This is a genomic window from Streptomyces sp. CY-1, from assembly GCF_047218265.1.
GTDB classification, from domain to species: domain Bacteria; phylum Actinomycetota; class Actinomycetes; order Streptomycetales; family Streptomycetaceae; genus Streptomyces; species Streptomyces niphimycinicus.
The window spans coordinates 11172756-11199359 of the sequence record NZ_CP178393.1; the positions used below are offsets into that span (position 1 = coordinate 11172756).

General features: G+C 69.7%; 28 protein-coding genes and 2 pseudogenes. 22 read left to right on the forward strand and 8 right to left on the reverse strand.

Annotation, left to right across the window (positions count from 1 at the left end):
• The 9 genes from ACK1X7_RS46905 to ACK1X7_RS46945 all read left to right on the forward strand — a co-directional run bounded on the left by ACK1X7_RS46905 (position 1) and on the right by ACK1X7_RS46945 (position 9334).
• A complete protein-coding gene (locus ACK1X7_RS46905) occupies positions 1–894 on the forward strand; it encodes a 2OG-Fe(II) oxygenase family protein (RefSeq protein WP_385148494.1) in 894 nt (297 codons plus the stop codon).
• Positions 891–2408 (forward strand): cytochrome P450, encoded by a 1518-nt coding sequence (locus ACK1X7_RS46910; RefSeq protein ID WP_413116757.1) that lies wholly within the window; start codon positions 891–893, stop codon positions 2406–2408. Before ACK1X7_RS46905 ends, ACK1X7_RS46910 begins: the two co-directional genes overlap by 4 nt.
• Positions 2405–3346 carry a 2OG-Fe(II) oxygenase family protein gene (locus ACK1X7_RS46915; protein WP_385148488.1) on the forward strand — a complete coding sequence of 314 codons (942 nt, stop codon included), beginning with the start codon at positions 2405–2407 and terminating at the stop codon, positions 3344–3346. Before ACK1X7_RS46910 ends, ACK1X7_RS46915 begins: the two co-directional genes overlap by 4 nt.
• Positions 3347–3398: 52 nt before the next feature.
• Entirely contained in the window at positions 3399–4292 is an 894-nt protein-coding gene (locus ACK1X7_RS46920; RefSeq protein WP_398158781.1) for a 2OG-Fe(II) oxygenase family protein, read from the forward strand.
• Positions 4289–5212, forward strand: coding sequence for a 2OG-Fe(II) oxygenase family protein (locus ACK1X7_RS46925; protein WP_078646814.1), 924 nt, complete (start codon positions 4289–4291; stop codon positions 5210–5212). Before ACK1X7_RS46920 ends, ACK1X7_RS46925 begins: the two co-directional genes overlap by 4 nt.
• A gap of 206 nt (positions 5213–5418) precedes the next feature.
• Complete coding sequence (locus ACK1X7_RS46930; RefSeq protein WP_385148482.1) at positions 5419–6630, forward strand: alpha/beta hydrolase; 1212 nt, start codon at positions 5419–5421, stop codon at positions 6628–6630.
• Between the two features lie 189 nt (positions 6631–6819).
• Positions 6820–7284, forward strand: a complete 465-nt coding sequence (locus ACK1X7_RS46935) for a YmdB family metallophosphoesterase (protein ID WP_398158778.1) — start codon at positions 6820–6822, stop codon at positions 7282–7284.
• Positions 7242–8453 carry an ABC transporter substrate-binding protein gene (locus ACK1X7_RS46940; RefSeq protein WP_413116758.1) on the forward strand — a complete coding sequence of 404 codons (1212 nt, stop codon included), beginning with the start codon at positions 7242–7244 and terminating at the stop codon, positions 8451–8453. The genes ACK1X7_RS46935 and ACK1X7_RS46940 overlap by 43 nt, the downstream gene beginning before the upstream one ends.
• 2 nt (positions 8454–8455) lie before the next feature.
• A complete protein-coding gene (locus tag ACK1X7_RS46945; protein ID WP_413116759.1) occupies positions 8456–9334 on the forward strand; it encodes a MurR/RpiR family transcriptional regulator in 879 nt (292 codons plus the stop codon).
• Positions 9335–9467: 133 nt separating this feature from the next.
• Here ACK1X7_RS46945 and ACK1X7_RS46950 read toward each other — a convergent pair whose 3' ends face one another.
• Together ACK1X7_RS46950 and phnF are read right to left on the reverse strand one after the other, a co-directional pair.
• Positions 9468–10328, reverse strand: a complete 861-nt coding sequence (locus ACK1X7_RS46950; protein WP_390792394.1) for an endonuclease/exonuclease/phosphatase family protein — start codon at positions 10326–10328, stop codon at positions 9468–9470.
• Positions 10329–10404: 76 nt separating this feature from the next.
• Positions 10405–11223 (reverse strand): phosphonate metabolism transcriptional regulator PhnF, encoded by an 819-nt coding sequence (gene phnF, locus ACK1X7_RS46955; protein ID WP_390792395.1) that lies wholly within the window; start codon positions 11221–11223, stop codon positions 10405–10407.
• A 92-nt stretch (positions 11224–11315) separates the two neighbouring features.
• On the opposite strand from phnF, the pseudogene ACK1X7_RS46960 reads away from it, so the two are divergent.
• The 10 genes and pseudogenes from ACK1X7_RS46960 to ACK1X7_RS47005 all read left to right on the forward strand — a co-directional run.
• Positions 11316–11534 (forward strand): annotated as a pseudogene (locus ACK1X7_RS46960) (phosphonate C-P lyase system protein PhnG); the annotation flags it as partial.
• Positions 11535–11589: 55 nt separating this feature from the next.
• Positions 11590–11706: pseudogene (locus ACK1X7_RS46965) on the forward strand (hypothetical protein); the annotation flags it as partial.
• Entirely contained in the window at positions 11702–12130 is a 429-nt protein-coding gene (locus tag ACK1X7_RS46970; protein ID WP_413116760.1) for an alpha-D-ribose 1-methylphosphonate 5-phosphate C-P-lyase PhnJ, read from the forward strand. The pseudogene ACK1X7_RS46965 and the gene ACK1X7_RS46970, both read left to right, overlap by 5 nt.
• Entirely contained in the window at positions 12127–12906 is a 780-nt protein-coding gene (phnK, locus tag ACK1X7_RS46975) for a phosphonate C-P lyase system protein PhnK (protein WP_398158775.1), read from the forward strand. Before ACK1X7_RS46970 ends, phnK begins: the two co-directional genes overlap by 4 nt.
• Before the next feature lie 3 nt (positions 12907–12909).
• Positions 12910–13629: a phosphonate C-P lyase system protein PhnL gene (gene phnL, locus ACK1X7_RS46980; protein ID WP_385156112.1), complete on the forward strand. Its 720-nt coding sequence runs from the start codon at positions 12910–12912 to the stop codon at positions 13627–13629.
• Positions 13626–14339: a DUF1045 domain-containing protein gene (locus ACK1X7_RS46985; RefSeq protein ID WP_390792399.1), complete on the forward strand. Its 714-nt coding sequence runs from the start codon at positions 13626–13628 to the stop codon at positions 14337–14339. The genes phnL and ACK1X7_RS46985 overlap by 4 nt, the downstream gene beginning before the upstream one ends.
• Complete coding sequence (locus ACK1X7_RS46990; RefSeq protein WP_390792400.1) at positions 14336–15511, forward strand: alpha-D-ribose 1-methylphosphonate 5-triphosphate diphosphatase; 1176 nt, start codon at positions 14336–14338, stop codon at positions 15509–15511. The genes ACK1X7_RS46985 and ACK1X7_RS46990 overlap by 4 nt, the downstream gene beginning before the upstream one ends.
• The gene (gene phnN / locus ACK1X7_RS46995; RefSeq protein WP_413116761.1) at positions 15508–16128 is read left to right on the forward strand and encodes a phosphonate metabolism protein/1,5-bisphosphokinase (PRPP-forming) PhnN; all 621 of its coding nucleotides are present in this window, start codon (positions 15508–15510) and stop codon (positions 16126–16128) included. The genes ACK1X7_RS46990 and phnN overlap by 4 nt, the downstream gene beginning before the upstream one ends.
• A gap of 328 nt (positions 16129–16456) precedes the next feature.
• Complete coding sequence (gene ctaD / locus ACK1X7_RS47000) at positions 16457–18124, forward strand: cytochrome c oxidase subunit I (protein ID WP_413116762.1); 1668 nt, start codon at positions 16457–16459, stop codon at positions 18122–18124.
• A gap of 60 nt (positions 18125–18184) precedes the next feature.
• Positions 18185–18754: a hypothetical protein gene (locus ACK1X7_RS47005; RefSeq protein WP_390792403.1), complete on the forward strand. Its 570-nt coding sequence runs from the start codon at positions 18185–18187 to the stop codon at positions 18752–18754.
• Positions 18755–18900: 146 nt separating this feature from the next.
• On the opposite strand, the gene ACK1X7_RS47010 is transcribed toward ACK1X7_RS47005, so the two are convergent.
• The 4 genes from ACK1X7_RS47010 to ACK1X7_RS47025 form a co-directional block, all read right to left on the reverse strand.
• Positions 18901–19275, reverse strand: a complete 375-nt coding sequence (locus ACK1X7_RS47010; protein WP_413116763.1) for a hypothetical protein — start codon at positions 19273–19275, stop codon at positions 18901–18903.
• A gap of 162 nt (positions 19276–19437) precedes the next feature.
• Positions 19438–20313: a universal stress protein gene (locus ACK1X7_RS47015; RefSeq protein WP_385153183.1), complete on the reverse strand. Its 876-nt coding sequence runs from the start codon at positions 20311–20313 to the stop codon at positions 19438–19440.
• Between the two features lie 266 nt (positions 20314–20579).
• Positions 20580–21467 carry a universal stress protein gene (locus ACK1X7_RS47020; RefSeq protein WP_385153180.1) on the reverse strand — a complete coding sequence of 296 codons (888 nt, stop codon included), beginning with the start codon at positions 21465–21467 and terminating at the stop codon, positions 20580–20582.
• Positions 21468–21602: 135 nt separating this feature from the next.
• Entirely contained in the window at positions 21603–21752 is a 150-nt protein-coding gene (locus tag ACK1X7_RS47025) for a hypothetical protein (RefSeq protein ID WP_413116764.1), read from the reverse strand.
• A 10-nt stretch (positions 21753–21762) separates the two neighbouring features.
• Here ACK1X7_RS47025 and ACK1X7_RS47030 point away from each other — a divergent pair, with 10 nt between their 5' ends.
• Positions 21763–22044 (forward strand): TOBE domain-containing protein, encoded by a 282-nt coding sequence (locus tag ACK1X7_RS47030; RefSeq protein ID WP_413116964.1) that lies wholly within the window; start codon positions 21763–21765, stop codon positions 22042–22044.
• 37 nt (positions 22045–22081) lie between these two features.
• Here ACK1X7_RS47030 and ACK1X7_RS47035 read toward each other — a convergent pair whose 3' ends face one another.
• Positions 22082–22942 (reverse strand): LysR family transcriptional regulator, encoded by an 861-nt coding sequence (locus tag ACK1X7_RS47035; protein ID WP_078646833.1) that lies wholly within the window; start codon positions 22940–22942, stop codon positions 22082–22084.
• Between the two features lie 110 nt (positions 22943–23052).
• Positions 23053–23994 (reverse strand): LysR substrate-binding domain-containing protein, encoded by a 942-nt coding sequence (locus ACK1X7_RS47040; protein WP_078646834.1) that lies wholly within the window; start codon positions 23992–23994, stop codon positions 23053–23055.
• Positions 23995–24122: 128 nt separating this feature from the next.
• Here ACK1X7_RS47040 and ACK1X7_RS47045 point away from each other — a divergent pair, with 128 nt between their 5' ends.
• Together ACK1X7_RS47045 and ACK1X7_RS47050 are read left to right on the forward strand one after the other, a co-directional pair.
• The gene (locus ACK1X7_RS47045) at positions 24123–25697 is read left to right on the forward strand and encodes an MFS transporter (protein ID WP_385153172.1); all 1575 of its coding nucleotides are present in this window, start codon (positions 24123–24125) and stop codon (positions 25695–25697) included.
• Between the two features lie 168 nt (positions 25698–25865).
• Entirely contained in the window at positions 25866–26555 is a 690-nt protein-coding gene (locus ACK1X7_RS47050) for a response regulator (protein WP_078646836.1), read from the forward strand.
• Positions 26556–26604 lie beyond the last annotated feature (49 nt).

A 26604-nucleotide genomic window follows, 5' to 3' on the forward strand; every position in this document is an offset into this window, starting at 1 on the left:
ATGACACTCCAACGTGCGTCGGTGCGGGGGACGGGCCTCGCGTTCGGCACCGAGGACGGCCTGTCCAAGGCGCTCGCGGACGGCTGCTTCCTGCTCGCCGTACCCGCCGGGTTCGACCCCGGGCCCGGTATCACCCTGTGCCGGGAGTTCTACCGCGCTCCCGAGGACGGCCCCGAGGCGACCCGGCCCTATCGGGGCTTCCGGGCGCTGGAGGGGGTCTACTTCGACCGGGAGCACTTCCAGACCGAGCATGTGCTCATCGACGGCCCCGGACGCCGCCGCCACTTCCCCCCGGAACTCATCGCCATGACCGAGCGGATAAGCGAACTCACGCTGCTGGTGATGCGGTGCGCGATGGCCGACCTGGGCATCGCCACGCACCTGTGGAGCGAGATCACCGGCGGGGCCGTCGATGGACGGGGCACACACTGGTTCGCGGCCAACCACTACCGCTCCGATCGGGCCCAACTGGGCTGCGCGCCGCACAAGGACACCGGATTCGTGACCGTCCTCTACAACGAGGAGCCGGGCCTCGAAGCCTTTGTGAACGACGTCTGGGTACCCATCGATCCAGTGTCCGGCCACTTCGTGGTGAACTTCGGTGGGGCGTTCGAGTTGCTCACCGCCGCCCTGAGCCGGCCGGTGCACGCCATCCTGCACCGGGTCCGGCAGTGCACCCCGGAACCCGGAGCGGCCGACCGCTTCTCGTTCGCGGCCTTCGCCAACCCGCCCGCCACCGGGAATCTCTACCAGGTCCGCCGGGACGGTTCCGCCGCGGCGGTGCGCAGCTCCGAGGACTTCCTGCGAGAGTTCAACGAACACACCTGGTCCGACCGGCACACCGACTTCGGGATCGCCCGGTCCGTCGGCGCGGGCAGGGGTGAGCGGTCGTGACCACCTCGGCCGACGACCGCCACGCCGTCCGCAGGGCTACGACCGTGGCCCTGCCGGACCCGCCCGGCGCGCCATTCCCAGGAGTGCTGGCCCATCATCCGGGCCCCAGTCGGCTGCACGGCCACGCCCCGGCATTCCACCAGACGACCGTGGTACGGGGGGAACCCGCCTCGCACTACTTCCGCGCATCCGGCATCAGCGCCCTCGCCGAGGAAAACGGCGGCCTGTGCACGTTCTGGATGGGGCAGCGACTCGCCCTTTACCAGATCACCAACGTACCTCTGGCCGGCGACGATGCCCTGGCACCTTCCACCGACGCCAACCGCGAGTTGTTCGGCGACTTCATGGGCTCCATGCCCCACGACCACCCGGATCGCCCGGGGAAGCGGGCGGCGGTCGAACGCTCCCTCGGCAGCGCCAAGTTCGTGGAGCGCCTCGAGCCCGCCGTCCGGCGGCACACGGCCGACCACCTGTGCCGGAGGGCGGGGCAGGAGATCCCGCTCGACGACTTCACGCTGTCCCTGACGGCGTACGTGGACAGCATGATCCCCGGCGTTCTCGACCTCACCCAGCGGCCTCTGCCGGAATACCTGCGCTCGGCGGAGTACGGCCACGTGGTCCGTGGCTTCTTCGACCTCGCCTCCGATGTCATCAGCAACGACAACCCACGGGCGATGCGGGAGTTCGACGTCATCGTCCCATTCGTGCGCGATCTGCTGACGGCCAACTTCGAGTCCCTCGCCGAGGCTCCTGACTCCAACCTGATCCGGCGATACTTCGCGCTGTGGGGACGTCCCTTCACACGCGGTGGCGTCGCCGCTCTGGACCCGGCGCAGATCAAGGAACTCGGCACGATCATCGTGGCGACGTACGACACCACGGCGCTGAGCCTGATGTGGGCACTGGGCTATGTGGAGAGCACACCGAAGGTCAGGACCGCCATTGTGGCGGAGGCACGGAACGGCGGTGGCGACCGCCGGTGCCCGCGCGGCGGATCGTCCCCGTCCGTGATCGACCTCGCGGTCCTGGAAGCGGTACGACTGGGCGGCAGCAACCCCAGCGCCCTGTGGCGCCGCACGACCGAGCCCTTCACCCTGCACCACCGGGGAGCGCGGGCGACCGTTCCGCCGGGCACCATGCTGTGGCTGGACCGGCGGCAGGCCAACCGCGATCCGGCGGTCTTCCCGGAGCCGTGCCGCTTCGCCCCCGCCAACATCCAGGCCATCGTCCGCTCCGATCGTGAAACGGTTTCGTCCCTGCTCTCCCGGGGGCGCTACGAGATCAACTCTTTCAGCATGATCAACGCCGAGCGGAACCCGCGTAAATGCCCTGGCCGCCTCTTCTCCGTGCGGATGCAGGCCCTCGTCCTCTCCGAGCTGTACGGCCACTACACGGTCAGTACACAGGGTGTCGACCTCCGGCTGAAGCGCCACGCTTCCATGCCCCGCCCCGCACGGCCCGGAACGATCACCATCCACCGCGACACCGGCACACCGAGGGAGCCGAGCCGATGACGACTTTCAACCCCGTGACGGCCCGCCCACCGGTTGCCCTGCCCTCGATGCCCGGCGAGCGGGAGGCCCTCGCCGCCCACCCGCCGATCTCGCTCGAACGGTCCTGGCTCCACGGCGAGGACCTGGTCTTCGACCGCGAAGGAGGGTTCGACCGGGCCCTGGGCCAGGGCTTCTTCCTGCTGCGTATCCCCGACGGCCTCGACACCGGGCCCGGCGACCGATTCGCGGCGCACTTCCACCAGGACCGGTGCGGCGACGCCCTCGACCGCTACCGCGGCTTCCGGAACGTCCACGTCCCCGGTGCCTACCAGGGCTACTTCGACCGCGAGCACGACCAGTGGGAGAACTTCTACATCGAGCAGGCGAACTGGCCACTGCTGCCTGCCGAGGTCGCCGCGCTCGGGCGCGGGATGGCCGACCTCGGCATCGCCGTGCTGCGGGCGGTCTTCCGCCACCTGGAGATCGCCCCACAGATGTGGGGCGAGATCTCCAGCGGGCTCACCGACCACCGGGGCCACCAGATGCTCGCGTTCAACCACTTCCGTTCACACAAAGCCACCCGAGGCTGCAAGTTCCACCGCGACTCCGGATGGGTGACCGTGCTCCGGTCCGTCGAACCCGGTCTGCTCGCACTCGTCGAAGGGAAGCTGAGCGCCATCAACCCCGCGCCGGGGCACTTCATCGTGAACTTCGGCAGCTCCCTGGAAGTGCTCACCGCGGCCCTGCCCACGCCCGTGCGCGCCAATATCCACGGCGTGGTCGCCACCGAGCGGGCCCCCGGCCGACCCGACCGGACCTCGTACGTGACCTTCCTGGACTCCGGCCTCGACGGCACCGTCTACCGCCTGGAGAACGGCACGGCGTGTCCTGTTCAGTCTGTCGCCGACTTCGCCACGCAGGAGGTGAACCGGACCTACGACAACGACGCCGCGCTGTGAGCGCGCCGCGGCCACCACGGTAGTGACCAAACCACGATGGGAGAGTCCCAGCATGACGACGGATGTCGTTGAGGAAGAAACCCACCTCACCCTCCCCGCGGCGACAGTGGAAGCGGGCAGACTGCGGTTCGCCTCGCCGGGCGACGCGGACCAGGCCCTCCGCCTCGGCGCGTTCAACCTGGCCGTTCCCGAGGACCTCGACGTGAGCGCGGGCCTGGCCTTCTGCCGCACCTTCTACCAGCCCGCCACCGGCGAACCCGGCGACCGCCATCGCGGCCACCGCGAACACGGTCACCCCGAGTCCAAGCTGGGCTACGAGGACCGGCCCGACCAGGTGGAGCAGTTGCAACTGGAGAGCTTCCTGTGGCGGCGGTATCTGCCCGACGAGGTGACGGCCGTGCTCCGGAGGATGCGGGAGCTGACTCTGGACACCCTCTACGGAGTCTTCGACGCGGCGGGGATACCCGAGGAGGACCGGGAGCTCGTCACCGGTGGCGCCCGTCAGGACACCGGCCTGTGCTACACCACGGTCAATCACTACCGCACGGGCCTGAGCGACCGCGCCGGGATCGTCGAGCACTCCGACAGCGGGTTCATCACCACGATCTGCACGGATCAGCCCGGCTACGAGATCCTGCACGAGGGCCGTTGGACGCCCGTCCGCGAACGGGCGGGGCACTTCACCGTCAACCTCGGCGACGCCTTCCGCGTCCTGACCAGGAAGCTGCCGCGACCCGTGACCGCCGTCTACCACCGCGTGCCCGAACTTCCCTCCGACGCCGACACCCCGGACCGGTCCTCGTTCACGATCTACATGGGACCGCGGTACGACATGTTCCTCTACCAGTACGACACGGAAGGGAGGCTGCGGAGGTTCCAGGACTTCCGCGCGTTCTCGGTGGAGAAGGCGGGCAAGCTCGGCTACGAGTTCCACTCCCGCGTATGAACACGGCGTGGGAACAGGCGCGGACCGCCTCACGACAGGGCTGGCAGCTGGCTGAACTGCGACACGGCGGCCTCGTCTTCACCGCCGAGGACGGATTGCGACGTGCGCTGGAGGACGGCTTCTTCTACGTGAAGCGGCCCGCCGGCCTGGATCTGTCCGCCGGAGACCGGTTCGCCCGCGGCTTCTACCTCCCCGCCCCGAGAGGGCATACGGACCCCTACCGGGGCTACCGCGGGTGGACATCGGAACAACTGGGCCCGCGCCAGGGCTACTTCTGCCGCGACGCCGACCAGACCGAACAGTTCTTCCTGACGAGCACCTGGTGGAACAGGGTCTACCCGGTCGCGCTGGCGCGACAGGCCGAGGCCATGCGCGACTTCGCGCTGGACATCCAGCGCGCGGTGCTCGCCCGTCTCGACCTACCGTGTGAACTCTGGCACGAGGCCACCGGGCACAGCCTCACCCCGCAGGGCACCCACACCCTCACCTTCAACCACTTCCGGCCGGAAGTGGCCGCCCGCGGCCTGAACATCCACAAGGACTCGGGCTGGGTGACGGTCCTGCGCTCCACCGAGGCCGGGCTCGAGGTGGACCGGGACGGTGACTGGTACGCGATCGACCCGATACCGGGCACCTTCATCGTCAACTTCGGCTGTGCGATGGAGATTCTGACCCGATCGACCACCACGCCGGTGGCCGCGGTCGCTCACCGGGTGGTGCGCCAGACGTGCCACGACGGGGCGAAGCCGGATCGCTTCTCCTACGCGCTCTTCGTCGACAGCAGCCTCGACAACAGTGTCTGCCCCGGCCTCTTCACCTACGATCCGCGGACCGGTCTCCAGTTGGAGACGGGCTTCGGGGACTTCCTCGACGACATCCTGGACAACACCTACCGGCACGACACGACCGGACTGTACTGATCCCGGCCGTCACCCGGCTCGCGGTCGGTGCGCCGGGGGCGCGAGACGCCGCCGGGCTTGCCCGGGACGGGCTCTTGTCCATGGTGGCCTTGAGTGCACCATGGACACGGGGGCGTCTCGGATGTCGATGCGAACAGTGAGTCCGTAACGTCTCCGACATGAGTGATGAGAGGTGCAAAACCCCAGACGAACAGACAAGTTGGCCGATGCGGAAGCGGCTCTCCGCAGCGGCGGCCATGCTCCTCGCCGGATTGGCCGTCGCGCCGGTCGCCACGGCGGCGGAGCGCGACACCGCCCACCGGGGCACCGTCGTCTCCGTCGCCCCGGTCGCCGACCGTGACGCGGGGCAGGTCAGGGAATTCCTGGCCGAGAGGGACATCGCGACCGATCCGGTGCGGTACGGCGTACGGGCGTACCGGCTGACGTACCGGACCGTGGACCCATATGGGCAACCCACGACCGCGACCGGGCTCCTCACCCTTCCCAAGGGCGGAACCCAGCAGCTCGACCTCGTCTCGGACACGCATGGCACCATGGTCAAGCGCACCTACGCGCCCTCCGCGAGCGAGGACTTCGGCCGTGTGCCGTCGTATCTGAACGCCTCGGCCGGGCGTGCGGTGGCCGCGCCCGACTATCTGGGGCTCGGTGAGGGGCCGGGCCCGCACCCGTACATGGACACCCGCTCCGCCGTCACCGCCTCCGTCGACATGCTGCGCGCCGCCCGCGCGGTCGCGGACCGGCTCGGCCGTCCGCTCACCGGTGACGTCTACGCGACCGGCTTCTCGCAGGGCGGCCAGGTCGCGATGGCGCTCGGCCGGGCGCTGGACGGGGGCGCGGACCAGCACTTCCGGCTGAAGGCGCTGGCCCCGGTGAGCGGGCCGTACGACCTGGAGGGCCAGGAGGTCCCGGCCCTGTTCGACGGTCGGATCAACGACATCAGCGGCGTCTTCTACATCTCGTACTGGCTGGTCGCCCAGAACCGGCTGCATCACTTCTACAAGGACCCCGGCGAGGTCTTCCGGGCGCCGTACGCGAGCCGCGTGGAGTCGCTCTTCGACGGAAGGCACGACGAGGAGGACGTGATCAAGGGCCTCGCCCCCTCGGTCAAGCAGTTGCTCACGCCCGCCTTCTACGACCGGCTGCAGCACCCGGCCGGCCCGCTGCTGGACGCCATGCGCTCGGCCGATCACACCTGCGACTGGAAGCCGGACGCCCCGGTGCGGCTGTACGCGGGGGCGGCCGACACCGACGTGCCGATCGGGAACGCGCGCAGTTGCGCGCTCCAGCTCGCCGCTCACCAGGCACCCGCTCCCGTCGTGAACCAGGGCGAGGTGGACCACTTCGGGTCCTTCGTGGTGTCGGCACCGCAGGTGGCGCGCTGGTTCGATGCGCTGGCCGGACGCGGATCGCTACGGTGACCACGTTGCCAATGCCGTGCGGCACTGCTCGACGACGAGTGGGGTGGTCGTCCTGATGGTCGCTCTTGTCATCCGCTCGACGGCGGCATGAGTCGGTGAAGGAAGTTCCAGATTGAAGCCAGTGGATGATTCATCCTTCGTTCATCAACTGGAGTGAACTGTTTTCCACCAGAGCTCTACGGTCGCCTCATGGAACAGATGCGTGTAATGACCGTGGGAGATGTTGTCGGCCCCGAAGCGGCCGCGTGGCTCGGTGCCCGCCTGCCGGAACTGCGTGCCGAGTACGAGCTCGACTGGATCGTGGTGAACGCGGAGAACGCGGCCGTCACCGGCCCGTTGCCGCAGAACGGATTCGGGACCACCCGGAAGGAGCTGGATGCCCTCATCGCGGGTGGTGCCGATGTCATCACCGGCGGGAACCACTCGTGGGACGGTCCCGAGGTCGCGGAGTCGTTCGCGTACCCGCAGGTCGTCCGCCCTCTGAACGTGCGGGAGACGCGCGGGAAGGGGGTCCTGACCATCGGTGAGGGCGGCAAGACCGTGACGGTGGTGAACCTGCTGAGCCCCGGCGCGGTGGGCAAGGGGTGCCTGGCGCCGGAGCCGACCGACCTGTGGGACGCCTGGAGCCGGCCGCCCTGTCGACGCCGGAGATGATCATCCTTCCGGCGTCGGGCATCGCGAAGGGCGACAGCTTCTGGAAACACCCGGTCTCGGCCGGCCGGTTCAAGCTCGACACCCTCGACACGACCAACGGCAAGTTCACCCTCTCGGCGAACCCCAACTACTACGACACCGCACCGCGCAAGGTAAAGAAGGTCAACTTTGTCATCACCGACCCCGTCGCCGGTGACAAGCGCGTCCGCCAGGCGATCTCGCTCGCCGTCAACCGTCAGCAGATCGCCGCCTCGGCGCTCGGCGGCGAGCGCGTCGGACGGCCGCTCTACGGCATCCCGTGGAATCAGGACAACGACTCGCCGAACGCCAAGGCCACCAAGCGGGACATCATCGCGGCGAAGGAGAAGCTCAAGGGCACCAAGTGTGAGAACGGGTGCTCCGTCCCGCTCGTCACCGTCACCGACTCCGCGTGGCAGGTGCCGCTCGTCGCACAGGTCGTGCAGCAGCAGCTCAAGGCCATCGGCATCCGGCTCGAGATCGAGAACACGACTTTCACCCAGGTCGGCGACCGTCTCAAACAGGGCGACTGGGGTCTGTTCACCCGCTGGATCGGCTACTACGAAAACACCCGGACCTACCTCGGTGGCTACATCTACGGCGACCCGACATCGGGCAACAACGCCAACTTCTGGGGGACCCTGCCGACGACGCCGGACATGCCGGGGCTGAAGGCGCTGTCCGACCGGCTGAAGACCGTCTCCTCCAGTGCGGCGCCCGGTCAGCGGGATCGACGGAAGTTCCTTCGCATACGCGTTCATCATCGTTCCGTTGGTCAGCCCGGTGTCGTCCTCCGACATCAGCGCGATGCCGCTCGCTCCGCTCACGCTGACCACGCGGCGTCCGCTCGGCCTCGTCGTCGTTTCGCACGACCTGGCGGTGATCTCCCATCTCTCCGACACCATCGTGGTGATGGAACGGGGGCGCATCGTCGAGGCCGGTCCCACCGAGCAGGTCCTCTTCCGGGGGGAACACCCGTACACCCGACCCTGGTGTCCGCGAACCCCTGGCTCGCACCGAACGCGGCACCCGGTCCGGACGCGGCCGGCCAACCGGGACCCGCACGCTGGAACAGACCGATGCGAAGCCGTGAATCGAACCGAACCGATTGCGGCGATGGCGCGTCCAGTGCCGACAGTGCTTGGATGTGACCATGTCCGCTGACCTGACATCGGCGCCGCACACGAGCCACGATCGCGGCACGCTCATCGCACGGATACGGGCGCTCTCCCCATCGATGTCACCCACCCAGACAGCCGTCGCGAACGTCGTTCTCACCAATCCCGCGGGAGTCGTCCGCATGACGGTCACCGACCTCGCCACGGTGTCGCGAAGCTCCGTGGGCAGCGTGGTGCGGTTCTGCAAGGACCTCGGGCTCAAGGGGTTCCACGAGTTCAAGCTGCAGCTCGCGGCGGAGGCGCCGGTCGGCGCAGGTGATCACGACGTCGCGCAGGACGGAACACCGAGCGCGATCATCGCGTCGGTGTTCCAGTCGACGTCCCGGTCGATCGCGGCGGCGGAATCGAGCATCGACCCGAAGGAGTTCGAGCGCGCGGTCCACGCGCTCGACGCCGCGCGGCGGATCGTGCTGGTCTCGGCCGGCCCGTCCGCGCCGTTGGCGATGGACACCGCCCTGCGGTTCCGCAGCGCCGGCCTGCCGATCGAGAATCCCGCGGACCCGATCTCGCAGCACATCTGCGCGTCGATGCTCACCGGGGGCGACGTATGCCTGGCGATCAGCCACACCGGCAGAACGCGCGAGACGGTGGCCGCGGCGGAAGCGGCCCGTGATGTCGGCGCGACGGTCGTCGCGGTGACGAGCTTCTACCGCTCACCGCTGGTCGCGGCCTCGTCGGTGGCCCTCGTCGCGGGTTCCGGCGAGACCCGGTTCCAGATCGAGGCGATGATGAGCCGGTTCGTCCATCTCGCGGTCCTGGACGCGCTCTACTCCGCGGTGACCGCGGAGAACGCCGAACGCACCCTGCGCGGCGCGGCGCTGTCCGCGCGCGCCGAAGAGACGCACCGGATCTGACCGCCCGCTCCCGCTGCCCGGCCGGTGCCGGGCAGCGGGAGCGGGTTTTTCGTGCGCCGTGCGTCGGGACCGTGGGCGAAACGGCGCGGCCCCCGGGGACACGGGGAACCGCGCCGCGGTCGGCGCTTGACGCCTACGCCCACGCGGTGGGCTTGTCCAGCGCGTTGAACTCGAACTCGGTGAGCACGCCGTAGTGGTCGCTGGCGGTCGGGTACTCGTTGAACACCACCTTGCTGCTGTTGATCACGCTCTCCACCTCGAGGTGGTTCTCCGTCGAGCCGGCGAACACGTAGTCGATGCGGCGATGGTGCGGCTCCTGGACCCAGTGGTTCGGGACGATGCCCTGGGCGTCGACGACGCTGCGTGCCACCCATGGGCTGTCGGTCGTCCAGGTGTACCCGGGAGTGCCGTCCCCGGCGATCGCCCAGCTGTCGCGGAACGCCGCGCTGCGGCCGTTGATCGCGGACTTGCCGGTGTAGAAGCGGATGCAGTCCTGGTCGGGAGCCGCGTCGAAGTCGCCGGCGAGGATCGTCGGCGCCGCCTGGCGTCGCTTCTCCTCGAGTTCGGTGATGAACAACGCCTGCTCGACGCGGGCCGCCTCGCGGGTGAACTTGAAGCTCGGCCGGGCGCCGAGGAAGAGCATGTCCACACCGATCGGGAGAGGCAGAACGGCCTCCCACACATACGGTCCGTCCTCAGCCGGGAGCCGGTGCACGTCGATGCTCTTCGGTGCCCAGCGGGTGCCGACGGCGGTGCCCCACGCGGGCCAGCCCGCCTGGGTGTAGTCGGAGGCGTGGTGCCAGTGGAGGGGCGAGTTGCCGGACACGAGCTTGAACGCGTCACGCTCCGAGGTGCGCACCACCTCCTGAAGGAACACGATGTCGGCGTCGAAGGTGCGCAGCCCCTCGAGCAGAAGGGAGTCCCGCTTCTCACGGTCCCGCGGATCCAGCCAGATGTTGAGGGTGAGCACGCGGAGGTTCATTTTCTTGGACATGGCCGCGACCGTAGGACCCTTCGGTGAACCATCTTCCATTCGTGACTGAACAGCGGAAGTAAATTCAACCCTTTCGTCAGTGTCCGCCGACGTCCTTGAACGCGTCGAAATCGATGTCGAGCTCAACGCGATCGGCCCGGAAGCGCGTGTTCGTGTACTGCAGCGGCGTGCGGTCGACAAGCGTGTTGACGGACCGCACGACAAGGACGATCGATCCCGCCGGAAGGTTCATGTCCTCGGTTTCGGTCCCGTTCGCGATGCGGGAACTGACCGCGCTCCAGGTGCGGACGTAGTCGTCGATGCCGACCGCGCGAAGCGCCTTGGTGATGGATCGGGTCTGCCGCAGGTGGATGTCGAGGTCCGGCGTCAGGGCGACGTCAAACCAGGCGGTCGACCGCGCGACCGTGCTCCCGTTCACGTCGGCGACCGTCTCGACCCGCAGCGCGGGCCGTCCGTCGAGCCGCAGCCGGGTGGCTACTTCGTGCGGTGGGCTTGCCACGATCTCCGCGGCGATCGGCCGGTGTGACGTCGCGCCCGGCCGGCCGCTCTCGCTGAGGCGCGTGCGCAGGCTGATCCGGTGCACCAGGAGTGGGTGCGGGACGACGAACGTGCCGCTGCCCTGGCGCGTCGCCACCAGGCCCTCGGCGGCGAGAGCCGCGACGGACTGCCGCACGGTGTTGCGGTGCACGCCGAATCGGTCGGCGAGCTCACCCTCGGTCGGCAGTTTCACTTCGGGCGGGAACGAGCCGTCGACGATCTCGCTGCGGAGTTGGTCGGCGATGAGGCGCCACGTCGAGTAACCGGTGGCGGAACGTGTCGCATGAGGCATGGTGACCGAACAGTACCCGCCTGCCCATGACCCCGCGGACAACCCGATCGCGAGTTCATCTCGCATCCATCCGATAGTCATCCAGCTAACTAGATGAATCTGCCGGAGCCTCGTTACGGTCGATTCATCCAAAGAGCTGGACAAATTTGGAGGTTCGAGTGACGACTCCGACTGCGACCCACGCGGCGCGAAGGCGGTGGATGCGGACCCTTGCGCGGGCGTCGGCCCGTCAGCTCGCCGACGCCTGGGGCGCCTGGGAAGCGCCCCCCGAGATCGAGGGGATCCGCGGCCCCGAAGCGGGGCTGGTCATGGTCCGCGGCCGGGTGGGCGCCGGCGGGGACCGGTTCAACCTCGGTGAGGCGACGGTGACCCGCGCCACAGTACGGCTTTCACGGCGGCCCGCTCGCGGCGGCCACCGTCGGCAGTGCGTACGTGCTCGGGACCGACTTCGAGCACGCCTGGTTCGCGGCGGCGTTCGACGGTCTGTTGGCGGACGAGAAGCTGCGCGCACAGGTGCTCAACGACGTCGTCGCGCCGCTGGAGCGTGGCCAGGCGTCCCACGACGACGCCCGACAAGCCGAAGCGCGCAGCACCAAGGTCGACTTCTCACATCGCCAAGACATACGACTACCCGGTGCTGGTGAACGATCGGTACCTGATGGCGCCGTCGCCGACGCCGAGCTTCGACAACTCCAAGCTCCACCAGAGCCAGGCGCTGCACATCTTCGGCGCCGGCCGTGAGAAGCGCATCTACGCCATCCCGCCGCACACCGACGTCGAAAGCCTCGGGTTCGAGGACTATCCGTTCGAACCGCAGAACTTCGACCAGCCGTGCGCGATCTGCGGGTCCACCGGCGTGTATCTGGACCAGATCATCACCGACAACGCCGGCGGCGCCATGTACGCCTGCTCGGACAGCGACCATTGCGAGCGGACGGCCGCTCGCGCCGACAACGAAGAGGCCGCCACATGAGCGACGAGCGTCCGCTCCTGGAAGTGCGAAACGTCAGCCATCGATACGGCGACCGGTTCGGCTGTCGCGGCGTCGACTTCGACCTGTGGCCGGGCGAGGTGCTCGCGGTCGTCGGCGAATCCGGGTCCGGCAAGTCCACCTTGCTCGGCACCCTCTCGCAGCGCCTGGACACCAGCGAGGGCAGCATCCGATACCGGCTTGACGACGGTGACGTCGCGAACCTCGCGGAGCTCAGCGAAAGCGCGGTGCGCCGGCTCTGGCGCAGCGAGTGGGGCTTCGTGCACCAGAACGCGGCGGACGGGCTCCGCATGCGGGTCAGCGCCGGCGGCAACGTCGGTGAGCCGCTGATGGCCAACGGATGGCGCCACTACGGGCGCATCCGCGCGGAAGCGACTGACTGGCTCGAACGCGTCGAGATCCCCCGGGACCGGGTCGACGACACCCCTGCCGCGTTCTCCGGTGGTATGCGGCAGCGGCTGCAGATCGCCAGGAACCTCGTCGTCTCGCCGCGCCTTGTGTTCATGGACGAGCCGACCAGCGGCCTGGACGTTTCCGTGCAGGCACGCCTGCTCGACCTCATCCGTTCGCTCGTCAGCGATCTGGAACTGGCCGTCATCATCGTCACGCACGACCTCGCCGTCGCCCGCCTGATCTCTCATCGAACTCTGGTCATGAAGGACGGCCGGGTCATCGAGTCCGGCCTGACCGACCGGGTGCTGGACGATCCGCAGGCCCCGTACACACAGCTGCTCGTCTCCTCAATCCTGCAAGGGTGACCCGTGACCACCGACCAGCCGACCCTCGCCGTCTCCGGCCTGGACAAGACCTTCACCATGCATCTGCAGGGCGGGCAGCGACTCGCCGTGCTGCGCGGGCTCGACTTCGACGTGAGCTCCGGGGAGTGCGTCGTCCTCGGCGGCGCGTCGGGCGCCGGCAAAAGCTCGATCCTGAAGATGGTGTACGGCAACTACGCCGTCGATCGCGGCAGTGTGCTCCTTCGCGCCGGGAACATCGACGTCGACATCGCGACCGCGAACCCCAGAGAGATCCTCGCCGCCCGTCGCCACGCGATGGGATACGTCAGCCAGTTCCTGCGCTGTGTGCCCCGTGTGTCAGCCCTCGAAGTCGTCGCAGAACCGCTCGTCGCGCGGGGCGCCGACGCCACGGAGGCGGGCGAGCGCGCCGCCGAGCTGCTGTCCCGCCTCGGTATTCCGGACCGCCTGTGGGGGCTTCCGCCGGCGACGTTCTCCGGTGGCGAGCAGCAGCGGGTCAACATCGCGCACGGCTTCATCGCCGACCTGCCGATGCTGCTCCTGGACGAGCCCACCGCCTCCCTCGACGCCCGCAACCGCCGCGTGGTCGTGGAGCTGATCGCCGAGAAGCTCGAAGCGGGCACCGCGATGCTCGGCATCTTCCACGACGCGGAGGTCCGCGAGACCGTCGCGGACCGCGTCGTGCCGGTCGAGGACTTCACCCCGATGAGCAAGGTGGCGGCGTGAGTCACCGGTACGCGATCTACGCCGCACCAGGCATGGGAAACACCGACGCCACAGGGATGCTTCTGCGCGAGCGCGCGGAATCCTGGCTCGGGCGAAGCGTCACCGGCCGCGCCACCCCCCAGGGCGTGCCGGAAGGGTGGACACGCCCGGCCGTCGACCGGATCACTCACGACGCGCGCCGGTACGGCTTCCACGGCACCCTCAAACCACCCTTCCGCCTCGCCCCCGGACACACCGTCGCCGACGTCGCCACCGCCACCGCACGACTGGCCGCATCGACCGCGCGGGTCACGATTCCACGGCTCACGATCAGCCGCATCAGCCGGTTCTACGCGCTCACCCCCGGCGAGGACGCCCCGGCCCTGAACGCGCTCGCCGCGTCCGTCGTGACCGAACTGGATCACTTCCGGGCACCGGCGACACCCGAGGAGCTCGCGCGGCGAAAACCACACACGCTCACGGAACGCCAGCGCACCCTGCTCACCGAACTCGGATACCCCTACGTGCTCGACGAGTTCCGGTTCCACCTCACCCTCACCGACCGCGTGCCGGACGACCGGCAGGACCAGGTCGGACAGACACTGCGGCACTGGTTCCGCGACTGCCTCGACCGCGACGTCACCCTCGGCGCGCTCGCCCTCTTCGTGGAAAACGAACCCGGCGCCCCGTTCCGCATCCACTCACTCCACCCGCTGGAGGGCTCCCGATGACCCACGACGAACTCGTTCTGACCAATGCCCGCGTGGTGCTCGGCGATGAGGTCATCCTCGGCTCGGTGGCCGTCCGGGACGGCCGTATCGCCGACATCGGCACGGGCATCGTGGCGGCGGGCGAGGACCTCGACGGCGACTACCTGCTGCCCGGCATCGTCGAATTGCACACCGACCACGTCGAGTACCACCTCCGTCCCCGGCCCGGCGTGCACTGGGAGGCGATGCCCGCAGTGCTCGCGCACGACGCTCAGATGACGGCCGCCGGTGCCACCACCGTTCTCGACGCGGTCCGGCTCGGATCGGAGCCGAGCAACCGCGAGACGGTGACCCGCTCGGCCCGGCTGCTGATGGACGCGATCACCACCGCGGCGGCGGCCGGAGCGTTCCGGGCCGACCATGCGATCCACCTCCGATGCGAGGTGTCCGCCGAGGACTGCCTGGACCGGTTCGAGGAGTTCGCGGACCACCCGCTCGTGCGACTGGCGTCGCTGATGGACCACACCCCCGGCCAGCGCCAGTTCCATGACCTCGCCGAGTTCAAGAAGTACTACATCGGCAAGGGACTCGTGTCCGAGAGCAACATCGACGCCTACGCCGTCGAACTCCTGCACAACGCGAGCCTCCACGCCGACCGGAACCGCCACGCCGTCGCCGAGGCGGCGCGCCGGCGCGGCATCGCCCTCGCGGCGCACGACGACGCGACGACCGAGCACGTGGCGGAGTCCGTCCGACTCGGAGCGCGCATCGCCGAGTTCCCCACCACGATCGTGGCTGCCGAGTCCGCCGTCGCCCACGGCCTGTCAGTCGTCATGGGCGCGCCGAACATCGTGCGCGGCGGCAGCCAGTCCGGGAATGTCGCCGCGTCGGCGCTGCTCGAACGAGGACTGCTCCACGTCCTCTCGTCCGACTACGTGCCCTCCAGCCCCGTGCAGGCCGCCTTCCAACTCGTCGCGGACGGGACGATCCGTCTTGAGGACGCCGTCAAGCTGATCAGCTCCAACCCCGCCAAGGCCGTCGGTCTGGACGACCGGGGCGACATCACCGTCGGCAAGCGCGGTGATCTGGTCCGTGTCCGCACGCACGCGCTGCCCGGCACCCCGGAGCACCCGGCGGGGCTGAGCGTGCCGATCGTCCGCACCGTGTACCGGCAGGGGGTGCGCGTCGCATGACCACGCAGAAAATCGGCCCGGGCGTGTTCGTCGCGGTCGCCGGTGCGAGCGGCGTCGGCAAGGACGCGCTCATCGCGGAGAGCCGACGCCATGCGGGTCCGGACGTTTCCCTGCCGCGGCGGCACATCACGCGTGCACCCGGACCGGGTGAAAACCACCTCCCCAGGTCCGCGCGAGAATTCCGGATCGCCTCCGAGGCGGGCCACTTCGCGATCGAGTGGAACGCACACGGCCTGCGGTACGGGATCCCGGTCGAGATCGACGACGACATCAGGGGCGGACGCTCCGTCGTCGTGAACGTGTCCCGAGCCGTGCTCGGCGAACTGGCGGCACGCTACGAGCACCTTGTCGTCGTCCGCGTCACGGTCTCCGAAGCCGTCCGGGCGAGCCGACTGCGGACCAGGGGCCGGGAGGACGCGGACGACATCGCCCGACGGCTCCGCCGCCCCGACCCCGCCCGCGACTACGCGGTGGACGCGGAGATCCGTAACGACGGAACCATCGCGGAGGGCGCCGCCGCACTGCTGCGCGTCATCCGGACGGCGCCGGGCCGCACCTCCGGGTCGGCTGCCGTCTCCGCGTCGGTCTACGGATCGGGCGCGGTGCCGGCACGCTGAACGCGGTCGATCTGCTCGACTGCTATGAGCTCTGATTCTCGGCGCGGTCGGCGCAGCGATGCTGATGGTCGGCGAACGGCATGGTCAGATCTCTACTGACCGAAGCCGCACGATGGTCGGAGCACCCTCCGCTGGATTCGGGCCGCTCCGACCGAACCGTCGGCAATCAGGGACCTTCGACCCTGCCACTGGACTCTTCGGCCCTGTGCGGCCACTGGCCCAACCGATGATCATGTTGTGATCCGGGAGGAGCGGCGATTTCGCGTGTTGCCCTTCCGGCTGTCTCAGCACTGATCAAAGAAGCGGAGGGCGCGGCTCGGTGGACGGAATGAGTACCAAGGGGAACCACCTGAGGGGAACTGCTCCCGGAGCGGACTCCCCGCCGCCGCGCAGGCATCCGCTGGTGGAATGGCTGACGACCACCGATCACAAAAGGATCGGGACGCTGTACCTGGTCTCGGCTTTCGCCTTCTTCCTCGTCGGCGGCCTGATGGCGCTGGTCATGCGGGCCGAATTGGCGCGCCCGGGAACCCAGATCATGTCCAACGAGCAGTACAACCAGGCATTCACGATGCATGGCTCGGTCATGCTGCTGCTCTTCGCGATGCCTCTGTTCACCGGGTTCGCCAACTGGATTATGCCGCTTCATATCGGGGCCCCGGACGTGGCCTTTCCTCGTCTGAACATGCTCTCCTACTGGCTGTTCCTGTTCGGCTCGCTGATCGCCGCGGCTGGATTCCTCACCCCGCAGGGAGCCGCCGACTTCGGCTGGTTTCTGTATGCGCCCCTGTCGGACGCCATCCATTCACCCGGTGTCGGCTCCGACATGTGGATCATGGGCGTTACGCTCTCCGGCTTCGGCTCCATCTTGGGCGCGGTCAACTTCATCACCACCATCACCTGCATGCGCGCTCCGGGCATGACGATGTTCCGGATGTCCATCTTCACCTGGAACGTGCTGCTGACCTCGGTGTTGATTCTGCTTGTCTTCCCGGTGCTGGCCGCGGCGCTCCTCGCGCTGGAGTGCGACCGCAAGTTCGGATCGCATATCTTCGACCCGGCCAATGGTGGCGCCTTGTTGTGGCAGCATCTGTTCTGGTTCTTCGGACATCCCGAGGTCTACGTCCTCGCGCTGCCGTTCTTCGGCATCGTCTCCGAGGTCGTCCCGGTGTTCTCGCGCAAGCCGATGTTCGGTTATGTCTCGCTGATCGCCGCGACGATCTCGATCGCCGGTCTCTCGGTCACGGTGTGGGCCCACCATATGTATGTCACCGGTGGTGTGCTGCTGCCGTTCTTCTCGTTCATGACGTTCCTCATCGCGGTTCCCACCGGCATCAAGTTCTTCAACTGGATCGGGACGATGTGGAAGGGGTCACTGTCCTTCGAGACGCCTATGCTCTGGGTCACCGGCTTCCTGATCACTTTCACCTTCGGCGGTCTGACCGGTGTGATCCTGGCGTCGCCGCCGATGGACTTCCATGTATCGGACTCCTACTTCGTCGTCGCGCACTTCCACTACACGCTGTTCGGCACCGTCGTCTATGCGATGTTCGCCGGATTCCACTTCTGGTGGCCGAAGTTCACCGGAAAGATGCTCGACGAACGACTTGGAAAGATCACCTTCTGGACCCTCACCGTCGGATTTCACCTCACCTTCCTTGTGCAGCACTGGCTGGGGGCCGAGGGAATGCCCCGCCGGTATGCCGATTACCTGGCGGCCGATGGCTTCACCGCTCTCAACACGCTGTCGTCCATCGGTTCGTTCCTGCTCGGTCTTTCGGTCCTGCCGTTCTTCTACAACATCTGGAAGACCGCCAGGTACGGCAAGAAGGTCGAGGTTGACGATCCGTGGGGATACGGACGCTCCCTGGAGTGGGCCACCTCGTGCCCTCCACCACGGCACAACTTCACGCGGCTGCCCCGGATACGCAGTGAATCCCCGGCCTTCGATCTGCACCATCCGGAGATCCACGAGCTCGAGGCGGCGCGGCGGTGAGCGGACCGCCACGGTCCGACGCCCTTGCCGATGTCCAGATGTCCGATGGAGGAGAGTGCCATGTCCCATGCCGTCCTCGCGCTGGCTGCCGCGGTGTCCTGCGTCGGCGGGTGCGTCTGGTCCCTGCCCGCGGTGGCGGACATACGGGCCCGAGACGACCGACCGCTGTCCCGGCGGATCGCGGCGGCCGGATGCCTCACCGGCTGGGGTACGGTCGCGCTTCTCGCGCCGCTGCTTCTCACCCCGGTGCCCTGGAGCGTCATCGGCGCCGTGGCCGCGACGGGCGCGGCCACGGCCACGGCGCTGGCCGCCCGGTCCCGCGTCCACCGAGCACGTGAACTCCGGGAGACCGAAAGACATTGGGCGGCCTGGGGCTATGGGCCCCCGGACCGGTCCGCCTCCTCGCGGCGCCGCGCTTTCCTGGTGTGGCTGCTGCCCGGACTCATCGTGGCGACCGCGGTGGCTGTCGCGGTCCTGTGGACGGGACAGGCGAACCCGGGCCGCACGGCTGCGGCGGCGTTGACCGCGGCGGGCGTCGTCAGCCTGTTCCTCGTCCTCGCCATCGCCGACACGGCCCGGGGACACGCCGTGCGCCGTGGCAAGGCGCCGACGGGGTCGATCCGGCCGTAGAGGTCCGGGACCGTCGATGAGACCGAGCGCGTGGACGTGACGAGGGCCCGGAGCGGGCCCTCGTCACGGTCCCGGAACCGGGCCGGTGCGGTCCACCGGCCGGATCCATCCGAGCCGTACCGGCCGGGCTCTCGCAAACGAGGTCCTCAGCCCGCCGCACGTCCTCCGCGCCACGGCGGCGCCACCGGCCCGCGGGCCGCGCGCCCGCTGTGCACGGCCTGGTTCCCCTGGCGGCGCATCCGGTCCTGCAACCGGTCGGCGACCTCCCGGCCGGTGGCTTCCCGCGCGTGGACGACCACGACGGCTCGACCCACCCGGAGGTTGGCCGTGGCCGACCAGGGGCGCTCGATGTGCGGGGCCGCCGCCTTGGCGATCCTCACCTCGCCGGTGACCACGGGCAGCCCCGGCCGGGCCAGGACCGCGTCGACCTTGGCCCGCGCGTAGCCGAGCGTCTCCTCATCGACGCCGTCCTCGGCGCGTACCGTCACGGCCGCGTCCTCATCGGTGGTCCTGAGAGTCATGTTCGATCGCTCCTTGTGCCGTTGACAGCGGTTTTGGATCTCCCCGGCGGCGGGGCGGGGCCCAGGGCCGATCGGTCCCGGTGGGCGGGGTGGTGTACCCGGCCCACCGAGAGCGAGAGCGAGAGCGAGGCCGAAGGCCCGGTCGGCGCGGGGAGCCGGCTTTCAGTCGTGCGGTACGACGGCCACCGGAACGGTGGAGTGGTGGAGCACCGCGTGCGTGACCGGGCCGATGTGGGTACCCGGGACGGAACGGTGTGTTCGACGGCCGACCACCAGCAGCCCGGCCTCGGCGGTGGCCCGCAGCACGGCCCCGGCCACGAACGCGAGATCGATCGTGCGTTCCACCGTCACCCGCGGGTACTTCTCCCGCCACGGTTCCAGGGCCCTTTCCAGGTTCCGGTTCACCCGGCCCTCCAGATCACCGTTCAGATAGCCGACGGGTGCCGCGCCGAGGCCGTACCCGTAGTCGGACGACGGCAGCTTGCAGACGTGCACGGCCCGCAACGTCGCCCCGCGCGCGGACGCCGCGGCGAAGGCGAAGTCCAGCAGCGGCGCGGGGGCCTCCTTGAGGTTCTGGAGCGCGACGACGACCTCGTCGCCCGGCCGCTCGGCGGCGGACCGTTCGTTCGCCCGCACCATCACCACCGGGCACGTCGCCCGGGCGAGGACCTGCTGGCCGACGGAGCCGAGCAGGAAGCCGGTGAGGGCGCTGAGCCCACGCGAGCCGAGCACCAGCATCTCGGCGCCCTCCGCCCGCTCCAGCAGCGCTGTGACGGCCGTGGTGGGCACGTGCTCGGCGGTGAGTGGAAGATCCGGATAGCGGCCGCTCAGTTCCTTCTCGGCGTCGCGCAGGATGCGCCGCGCCCAGTGCCTCACGGTGTCCTCGCTGTCCGGGGCGGGCAGCTCGCCGGTCCGCCGGAGCCAGGCGTGCACCAGGCTCAGTGGCAGTTGGCGGCGCTGGGCCTCGTGGGCCGCCCAGTTGGCCGCGGTGAAACTCTCGGGGGAGCCGTCGAGTCCGACGACGACGGGGCGGAACATCACATGTACCTCCGTGCGTGAGGGGGTGGGCAGCGGTTGTCCCGCGCCGGGGAGATTCATCACCCGACGGTCGTCGGGCGGATGGATGCAGGCGGGGTGCTCCCCGGCGCCCCAAATGAGCCGCCCCCGCGTCCGCGGTGTGCTCGGAGCCGGTGTCAGTGGGGCGGAGGCGAGGACGGTACGCGGCATCGCTCTGTACATGGACGGTCTCCCTGCGAAGGACGGCCGGGAAAGGCGTCGGCTGCGCGGCTGCCTCTCGACGGGGGTCAGCCGTGCGCGATCACTGCCACCGGCGCGGAGGAGTGGTGCAGTACGGAGTGGGTGACCGGCCCGAGGCGCGGGCCGGGCCGCGGGCCCTGGGTGAAGCGGCCGACGACCACCAGGGCGGCGTGGGCCGACGCGTCCGCCAAGTGCCCCGCGGAGCTGCCGACCACGGCGTGCTCGCTCACCTCGACGCCGGGGAACCTCGCCCGCCACGGGCGGAGTACGTCAGCCGGCTCGCTCGCGACCTGAGCCGAAGCTCCGGTGGCTGAGGGGACCGGGCGGCCGGAGGCGGGGGGCGGGCTCCATCCGTGGATGACGCGCAGTGTCGCCGCCCGGCGGGCGGCGGCGTCGAACGCGAACTCCAGCACCGGAGCGGCCGGCCGCCGGAGGTCGAGCCCCAATACGACATCGCGGCGTGCGAGGGCCGGAGAGGCGGTGGCGGCCGGTCCGGCCCGGTGGTCGCCCCGCTCGGCCCCGCCGGTCCGTACCAGGACGACGGGGAGCTCGGCGCGGGCCACGACCGACAGCGCGACGGAGCCGACCAGAATCCCGGTGACCCTGCCCAACCTCCGTGAACCGAGCACCAGCAACTCGGCGTTCTCGGCGGCCGCCAGCAGCGACGGCACCGGTTCACGGGCGACCTGCTCATGGACGATCCGTAACCCCGGGTGGTCGCGTCGCAGCCGCGCCGCGGTATCGCTCGGCAGGCGCTCGGCCCATCGGGCCAGCGACTCGACTCCGGTGAGCGGCGCGTAGGTGAACGAGTGCCAGTCCAGCGCGTGGACGAGGCTCAGCGGCAGCCCGCGGCGCTGGGCCTCGCGGGCCGCCCAGTCCGCCGCGGCGAGGCTCTCGGGTGAACCGTCCAGGCCGACGGTGACAGTACCGGGCATGGTGCGGACCTCCTTCTGGGACGCGCTTCCACCCTCTCGACGGGGACGGGGCGGCGGGATGGGCCCCAGGTCCCCTGAGCGCGGCCGACCGGCCCCATCCCGTGCCCGTGCGTGGTCGGGCACGGCTCAGGCAGGTCAGAACGGCTGGGTCACCGGTGTGGGCTGGTCGCGGGGCAGCGAGCCGTCTGGCGCGGAGGTCCCGGAGCGCGGGCGGTCCTTGGTCTCCGGGGCCCATATGACGCTCACGACCAGGCCCAAGGCGGTGATCGTCGCTCCGATGAGCATGGCGATGTGGATGCCGAGACCGCCGATCGCGGGGGGAACGAGGAAGGTTCCCCGTGAGACCGAGCAGCAGAAGCGATCCGACCATGGGGATGAAGGGAAGGATGGGGGCGCACCGATCGGGCGGGTCCTCTCCGCGAGTTTCCTCGGATCGCCGTGCCGGGTGCGGATCCAGCTCCCGGACCAGGACCTGATGCTCGCCCAGATCCCGAAGGCGGAAGCCGCCCGCCTCTCTCCCGGATCACCGGTGCGGGTGACGATCCGCCCCGTACCGGTGTTCGCGGAAGCGGCCTGATCCGGACCGGCTCCTGGTGGGCTCGGCCCAAGTCCCCTCAGGGCCGGCCGGGGCGTTCGGCGGCGGCGAGGGCGATGCGCTCCAGATGGTCGGTGAGGGGGTGGGGAACGCGGGTGGGGCGGACGAGGACCAGGGGTACGGGCGGCGCGTCGGCGATGGCGATGTAGCGGACGTCGGGGTGTGGGTGGGTGCGCGCGGATTCCGGGAGGACTCCGACGCCCCGGTCGGCCGCGACCATCTCGATCCATTCGTCGTACGTGCGGCAGGTGACGGCCACCTCGGGCCGTGCCCCGGCCGGCCACATGGCGGGGCCGACGGTGCCGCTGAGCTTGTTGACCACGAGGGCGTGGTCGGCGAGTTCCGCCCAGTGCAGACGCCTGCGGCGAGCGAGCGGGTGGCGGAGGCCGACGGCCGCCACGCGGTCCTCGGCGCCGAGCTCGACGATGCGCAGGCGATCGCCGGACGGGGGTGCGCCGTGGAGGACCGCGGCGTCGGTGTGTCCGGTGACGACGCCGGCCGTGCGCTCGTCCCTGCGTACGAGTTCGACTCTTCCCCCGGTCGCCTGCTCGAATTCGGTGATGAGGTGCCGCGCCAGGCCGCTGGGCAGCAGCCAGGTGAAGCCCAGGCGCAGTGTCCGCTGGGAGCTCAGCGAGCGCAGGGCGGAGTCCACCTGCGGGAGCAGTGAGCCCATTTCGGCATGGAGGCGGTGTCCGGCTTCGGTCAGGCTCACACTCCGGGTGGTGCGGTCGACCAGGCGAACGCCCAGCGCCGCTTCCAGCCGGGCGAGCGAACGGGTCAGCGTGGGCTGGGTGACCCGGCACCTGGCCGCGGCGCGAGAGAAGTGTTCCTCTTCGGCGAGGACCAGGAACCAGCGCAGATCCCGGAGCTCAACATTCATACGCCAAGTGTATAAAAGGTGGCAGCCATGCGTTCCCTCTGCGCCGCTGGGTGCTTGGCAACCGGGACGATGGGTTTCGAGCACGGCACGCTCGGCGAGGCGGCGCGGCCTCATCCCGTTCTCTCCGGACGAACTGCTCCCGAGGCCCCCGCACGCCCCGGCTCGGCCGGCCAGCGGCGGGTGCCGTGGATGGAGCGGATGCGGTCGGTGTGCGCGAGGATGGCGGTGGTCAGCGCCTCGACGGGTTCGGCTGGGGCGTGCGGGTTGGTCAGCAGGACGAGGTCGAGTTCGCCGAGTTCGGGCAGGCCGGCGCTGCCGGGGAGCTCGACCAGGTCGCTCGGCAGCAGGCTGCGGACAAAGCTCGCGAGGCCGAGCCCGGCACGGGTGGCGGCGAGGACGGCGTTGACCCCGCGCGCCGTGCAGACCACGCGGTGCTTGATGCCCGCCTGCTCCAACGCCTGCACGGCCAGATCCCGGCTGGGACTGGGCGCCTGGTACACGATGAGCGGCACCGGCTGTTCCTCGTCCCACCGCAGGCCGGTTCCCTCGGCGGCTGCCCAGACCAGCCGGTCCCGGCGCACCAGCCGCCCTCGCCCGTCTCCGGCGTTCGTCTTGACGAAGGCGACGTCCACGTGGCCGGATTCCACTCTGCGCTGCAGATGCACCCCTTGGGAGACGGTGAGGTCCAACGTGACACCGGGGTTGAGGTGCCGGAAATCCCGTAGGATCCGCGGCACTTGGGTCAACGCGAGATCGTCGGTCACTCCGAAGCGCAACCGGCCCCGCACCCCTGTGCCGGTGAAGTAGTCCGCGGCCTGGGCGTGTGCGGCGAGGATGGAACGGGCGAAGCCGACCATGGCTTCCCCGTCGACGGTCAGCACCACGCTGCGAGTGTCCCGGACCAGCAGCGGCCGACCCGCCGCCTGCTCCAGCTTGCGGATGTGCTGACTCACCGTGGGTTGCCCAAGACCCAGCGCCGCCGCGGCCTGAGTGAAACTCAGGGACTGCGCCACGGCCAGAAATGTTCGCACCTGCTCCGGAGGAAAGACCATGGGCTCCGATGCTAGGCAGTCTCATCACGATTCACAATAAGAATTATTGGATCAATTCGCTTCCTAAATTGGCGTGGGGGTCACAACGATGGCAACGCAGACCCGGCCAATGAAGGAGGCGTTCCACGATGACCAGGGCGGCCGACGGACGCGGGCATCGCCACACCCGGCCGACACCACTCACCCCACGAAGGCCAGAAGACCCCGGGACGGGCAGCACCCGGCCCGCGGTATGCGACAAGGCGACGGAGCACACCCCGCCCAGGAAGCGGGGCGCCGTCGCCGTCGCTCTCATGCTGGCCATGGCGCTGGCGGCGCTCGACTCCACCGTCGTCTCCACCGCCGTTCCGCAGATCGTCGGCGACCTCAGCGGCTTCTCCGCGTTCTCGTGGCTGTTCTCCGGCTACCTGCTCGCCGTGACGGTCTCCCTGCCCGTCTACGGCAAGTTGTCGGACACCTTCGGTCGCAAACCGGTGCTCATCGTGGGCGCGGCCATTTTCCTGCTCGGCTCCCTGCTGTGCGCCACTGCCTGGAGCATGGTGGCGCTGATCGCCTTCCGCGTCGTACAAGGACTCGGCGGTGGTGCCCTCCAGGCCACGGTGCAGACGCTCGCCGCCGACCTCTACCCCCTGGCGGAGCGACCCAAGATCCAGGCACGACTCTCCTCGGTCTGGGCGGTGTCGGCGATCGCCGGCCCGGCTCTCGGCGGTCTCCTCGCCGCGTACGCCGACTGGCGTTGGATCTTCCTGGTCAACCTGCCGGTCGGCGTGGTGGTGCTGTGGCTCGTCGTCCGCCACCTCCACGAGACCGACCACCGGCCGGCCGACCGGCCGCCCATCGACTGGGCGGGCGCGTGCGCGGTCTTCGCGTGCGGGGGAGTGCTGCTCGGCGCGCTGGTCCAGGGCGGAGTGGCCTGGCCGTGGCTGTCAGTCCCGTCCCTCGCCCTGTTCACCACCGGACTCGGGCTCGCCGCGCTCGTGGTCGTCGTCGAACGGCGGGCCCGCGAACCCATCATGCCGGGCTGGGTGTGGCGCCGCCGCCCCATCGCCGCCGTCAACCTCGCCCTCGGCGCGCTGGGCCTGCTGACGGTCGCCCCCAGCCTCTTCCTCCCGACGTACGCCCAGTCGGTTCTCGGCCTGGGACCGGTGGCCGCCGGATTCGTCCTGTCCGTGTGGACGCTCAGCTGGCCCGTCTCGGCGTCCTTCAGCCGGCACGTCTACCGGCGAATCGGCATCCGCAACACCGCGATGCTCGGCATCGGCGCGGCCACGCTGCTCCTGTTCGCCTTCCCCCTCCTGCCGTACCCGGGCCAGGCATGGCAGCCAACGGCCCTGATGCTGCTGCTGGGCGCCGCGCTCGGACTGTTCCAGCTCCCGCTCATGGTCGGCGTCCAGTCGACGGTGGGGTGGACGGAGCGGGGTACGGCCACCGCCTCCGTCCTCTTCTGCCGCCAGACCGGCCAGACGATCGGCGCGTCGGTTTTCGGCGCGATCGTCAACGGGGTGCTGTCGGCGCGGCTCGTGGGCATGGGCGACCTCGATTCGGTGACCCGGGCGCTCCACGCCGGGACCGCGCCGGAGGCGGCCCGTCGGGCCGTCTCGGACGCCGTCCGCACCGTGTACCTGGGCGCGGGCTGCGCGGCGGCGCTGGCCTTCCTGGTCCTGCTGTTCCTGGCGCCGCGCCGCTTCCCGGCCACGGACTGACGCCGGCCCCGACGGCCTCTGCCACACCTCGGCCGGCGCGGCACCGCGGGCGGAATGGGGCCGACCGGCCCTGGTCCTCCGGCCCGAATACGAGAAGGATCTCGGTTCGGTGCCCGATCCCGACGCGATCGGGCACCGGCGGAAAGCGGAACCTACAGGGAGCAATCCATGGCGGACAGCGAGCGGCCCGGCCCCGGCAACCCCACTCGGGTCTTCCTGCTGGACGACCACGAGGTGGTACGGCGTGGTGTGCGCGACCTGCTCGACGACGAGCCGGACATCAGCGTGGTCGGTGAGGCCGGGACGGTGGAGCAGGCCCTGGTCCGCGTCCCCGCGCTGCGACCGCGGGTGGCCGTTCTCGACGTTCGGCTGCCCGACGGTGACGGCGTGTCCGTGTGCCGGGAGTTGCGCTCGCGCATGCCCGAGCTCGTCTGCCTGATGCTGACCTCCTTCGACGAGGAGGAGGCCCTGCTGGACTCGATCATGGCGGGCGCCTCCGGATACGTCCTGAAGCAGATCCAGGGCTCGGACCTGGTCTCCGCGGTACGCACCCTGGCCGACGGCCAGTCCCTGCTCGACCCGAGCGCCGCCACCCGGCTGATGGCCCGGCTGCGCGGAGGTCAGCGGCAGGAGGAGCCCGACGGTCTGCCCGGCCTGACGCAACGGGAGCGCGAGATCCTGGCCCTGATCGGCGAGGGGCTGACCAACCGCCAGATCGGCCGGCGGCTGTACCTGGCCGAGAAGACGGTGAAGAACCACATCTCCCGTCTGCTGGCCAAGCTCGGCGTGGAACGTCGCATCCAGGCCGCGGTCATCGCCACCCAGGCACAGGACCGACGGCGGCGGGAAGGGCGCTGAAGACCGGGGCCGGAGGACGCCACGACATCCCGACGGACTTCCTCCGCGC

Coding starts and splice junctions, on each gene's coding strand:
- ACK1X7_RS46905 (WP_385148494.1), top strand. CDS start 1: ATGACACTCCAACGTGCGTCGGTGCGGGGGACGGGCCTCGCGTTCGGC.
- ACK1X7_RS46915 (WP_385148488.1), top strand. CDS start 2,405: ATGACGACTTTCAACCCCGTGACGGCCCGCCCACCGGTTGCCCTGCCC.
- ACK1X7_RS46920 (WP_398158781.1), top strand. CDS start 3,399: ATGACGACGGATGTCGTTGAGGAAGAAACCCACCTCACCCTCCCCGCG.
- ACK1X7_RS46925 (WP_078646814.1), top strand. CDS start 4,289: ATGAACACGGCGTGGGAACAGGCGCGGACCGCCTCACGACAGGGCTGG.
- ACK1X7_RS46930 (WP_385148482.1), top strand. CDS start 5,419: ATGCGGAAGCGGCTCTCCGCAGCGGCGGCCATGCTCCTCGCCGGATTG.
- ACK1X7_RS46935 (WP_398158778.1), top strand. CDS start 6,820: ATGGAACAGATGCGTGTAATGACCGTGGGAGATGTTGTCGGCCCCGAA.
- ACK1X7_RS46945 (WP_413116759.1), top strand. CDS start 8,456: ATGTCCGCTGACCTGACATCGGCGCCGCACACGAGCCACGATCGCGGC.
- ACK1X7_RS46950 (WP_390792394.1), bottom strand. CDS start 10,328: ATGTCCAAGAAAATGAACCTCCGCGTGCTCACCCTCAACATCTGGCTG.
- phnF (WP_390792395.1), bottom strand. CDS start 11,223: ATGCGAGATGAACTCGCGATCGGGTTGTCCGCGGGGTCATGGGCAGGC.
- phnK (WP_398158775.1), top strand. CDS start 12,127: ATGAGCGACGAGCGTCCGCTCCTGGAAGTGCGAAACGTCAGCCATCGA.
- ACK1X7_RS46990 (WP_390792400.1), top strand. CDS start 14,336: ATGACCCACGACGAACTCGTTCTGACCAATGCCCGCGTGGTGCTCGGC.
- phnN (WP_413116761.1), top strand. CDS start 15,508: ATGACCACGCAGAAAATCGGCCCGGGCGTGTTCGTCGCGGTCGCCGGT.
- ctaD (WP_413116762.1), top strand. CDS start 16,457: ATGAGTACCAAGGGGAACCACCTGAGGGGAACTGCTCCCGGAGCGGAC.
- ACK1X7_RS47005 (WP_390792403.1), top strand. CDS start 18,185: ATGTCCCATGCCGTCCTCGCGCTGGCTGCCGCGGTGTCCTGCGTCGGC.
- ACK1X7_RS47010 (WP_413116763.1), bottom strand. CDS start 19,275: ATGACTCTCAGGACCACCGATGAGGACGCGGCCGTGACGGTACGCGCC.
- ACK1X7_RS47015 (WP_385153183.1), bottom strand. CDS start 20,313: ATGTTCCGCCCCGTCGTCGTCGGACTCGACGGCTCCCCCGAGAGTTTC.
- ACK1X7_RS47020 (WP_385153180.1), bottom strand. CDS start 21,467: ATGCCCGGTACTGTCACCGTCGGCCTGGACGGTTCACCCGAGAGCCTC.
- ACK1X7_RS47025 (WP_413116764.1), bottom strand. CDS start 21,752: ATGCTCATCGGAGCGACGATCACCGCCTTGGGCCTGGTCGTGAGCGTC.
- ACK1X7_RS47030 (WP_413116964.1), top strand. CDS start 21,763: ATGCCGAGACCGCCGATCGCGGGGGGAACGAGGAAGGTTCCCCGTGAG.
- ACK1X7_RS47035 (WP_078646833.1), bottom strand. CDS start 22,942: ATGAATGTTGAGCTCCGGGATCTGCGCTGGTTCCTGGTCCTCGCCGAA.
- ACK1X7_RS47040 (WP_078646834.1), bottom strand. CDS start 23,994: ATGGTCTTTCCTCCGGAGCAGGTGCGAACATTTCTGGCCGTGGCGCAG.
- ACK1X7_RS47045 (WP_385153172.1), top strand. CDS start 24,123: ATGACCAGGGCGGCCGACGGACGCGGGCATCGCCACACCCGGCCGACA.
- ACK1X7_RS47050 (WP_078646836.1), top strand. CDS start 25,866: ATGGCGGACAGCGAGCGGCCCGGCCCCGGCAACCCCACTCGGGTCTTC.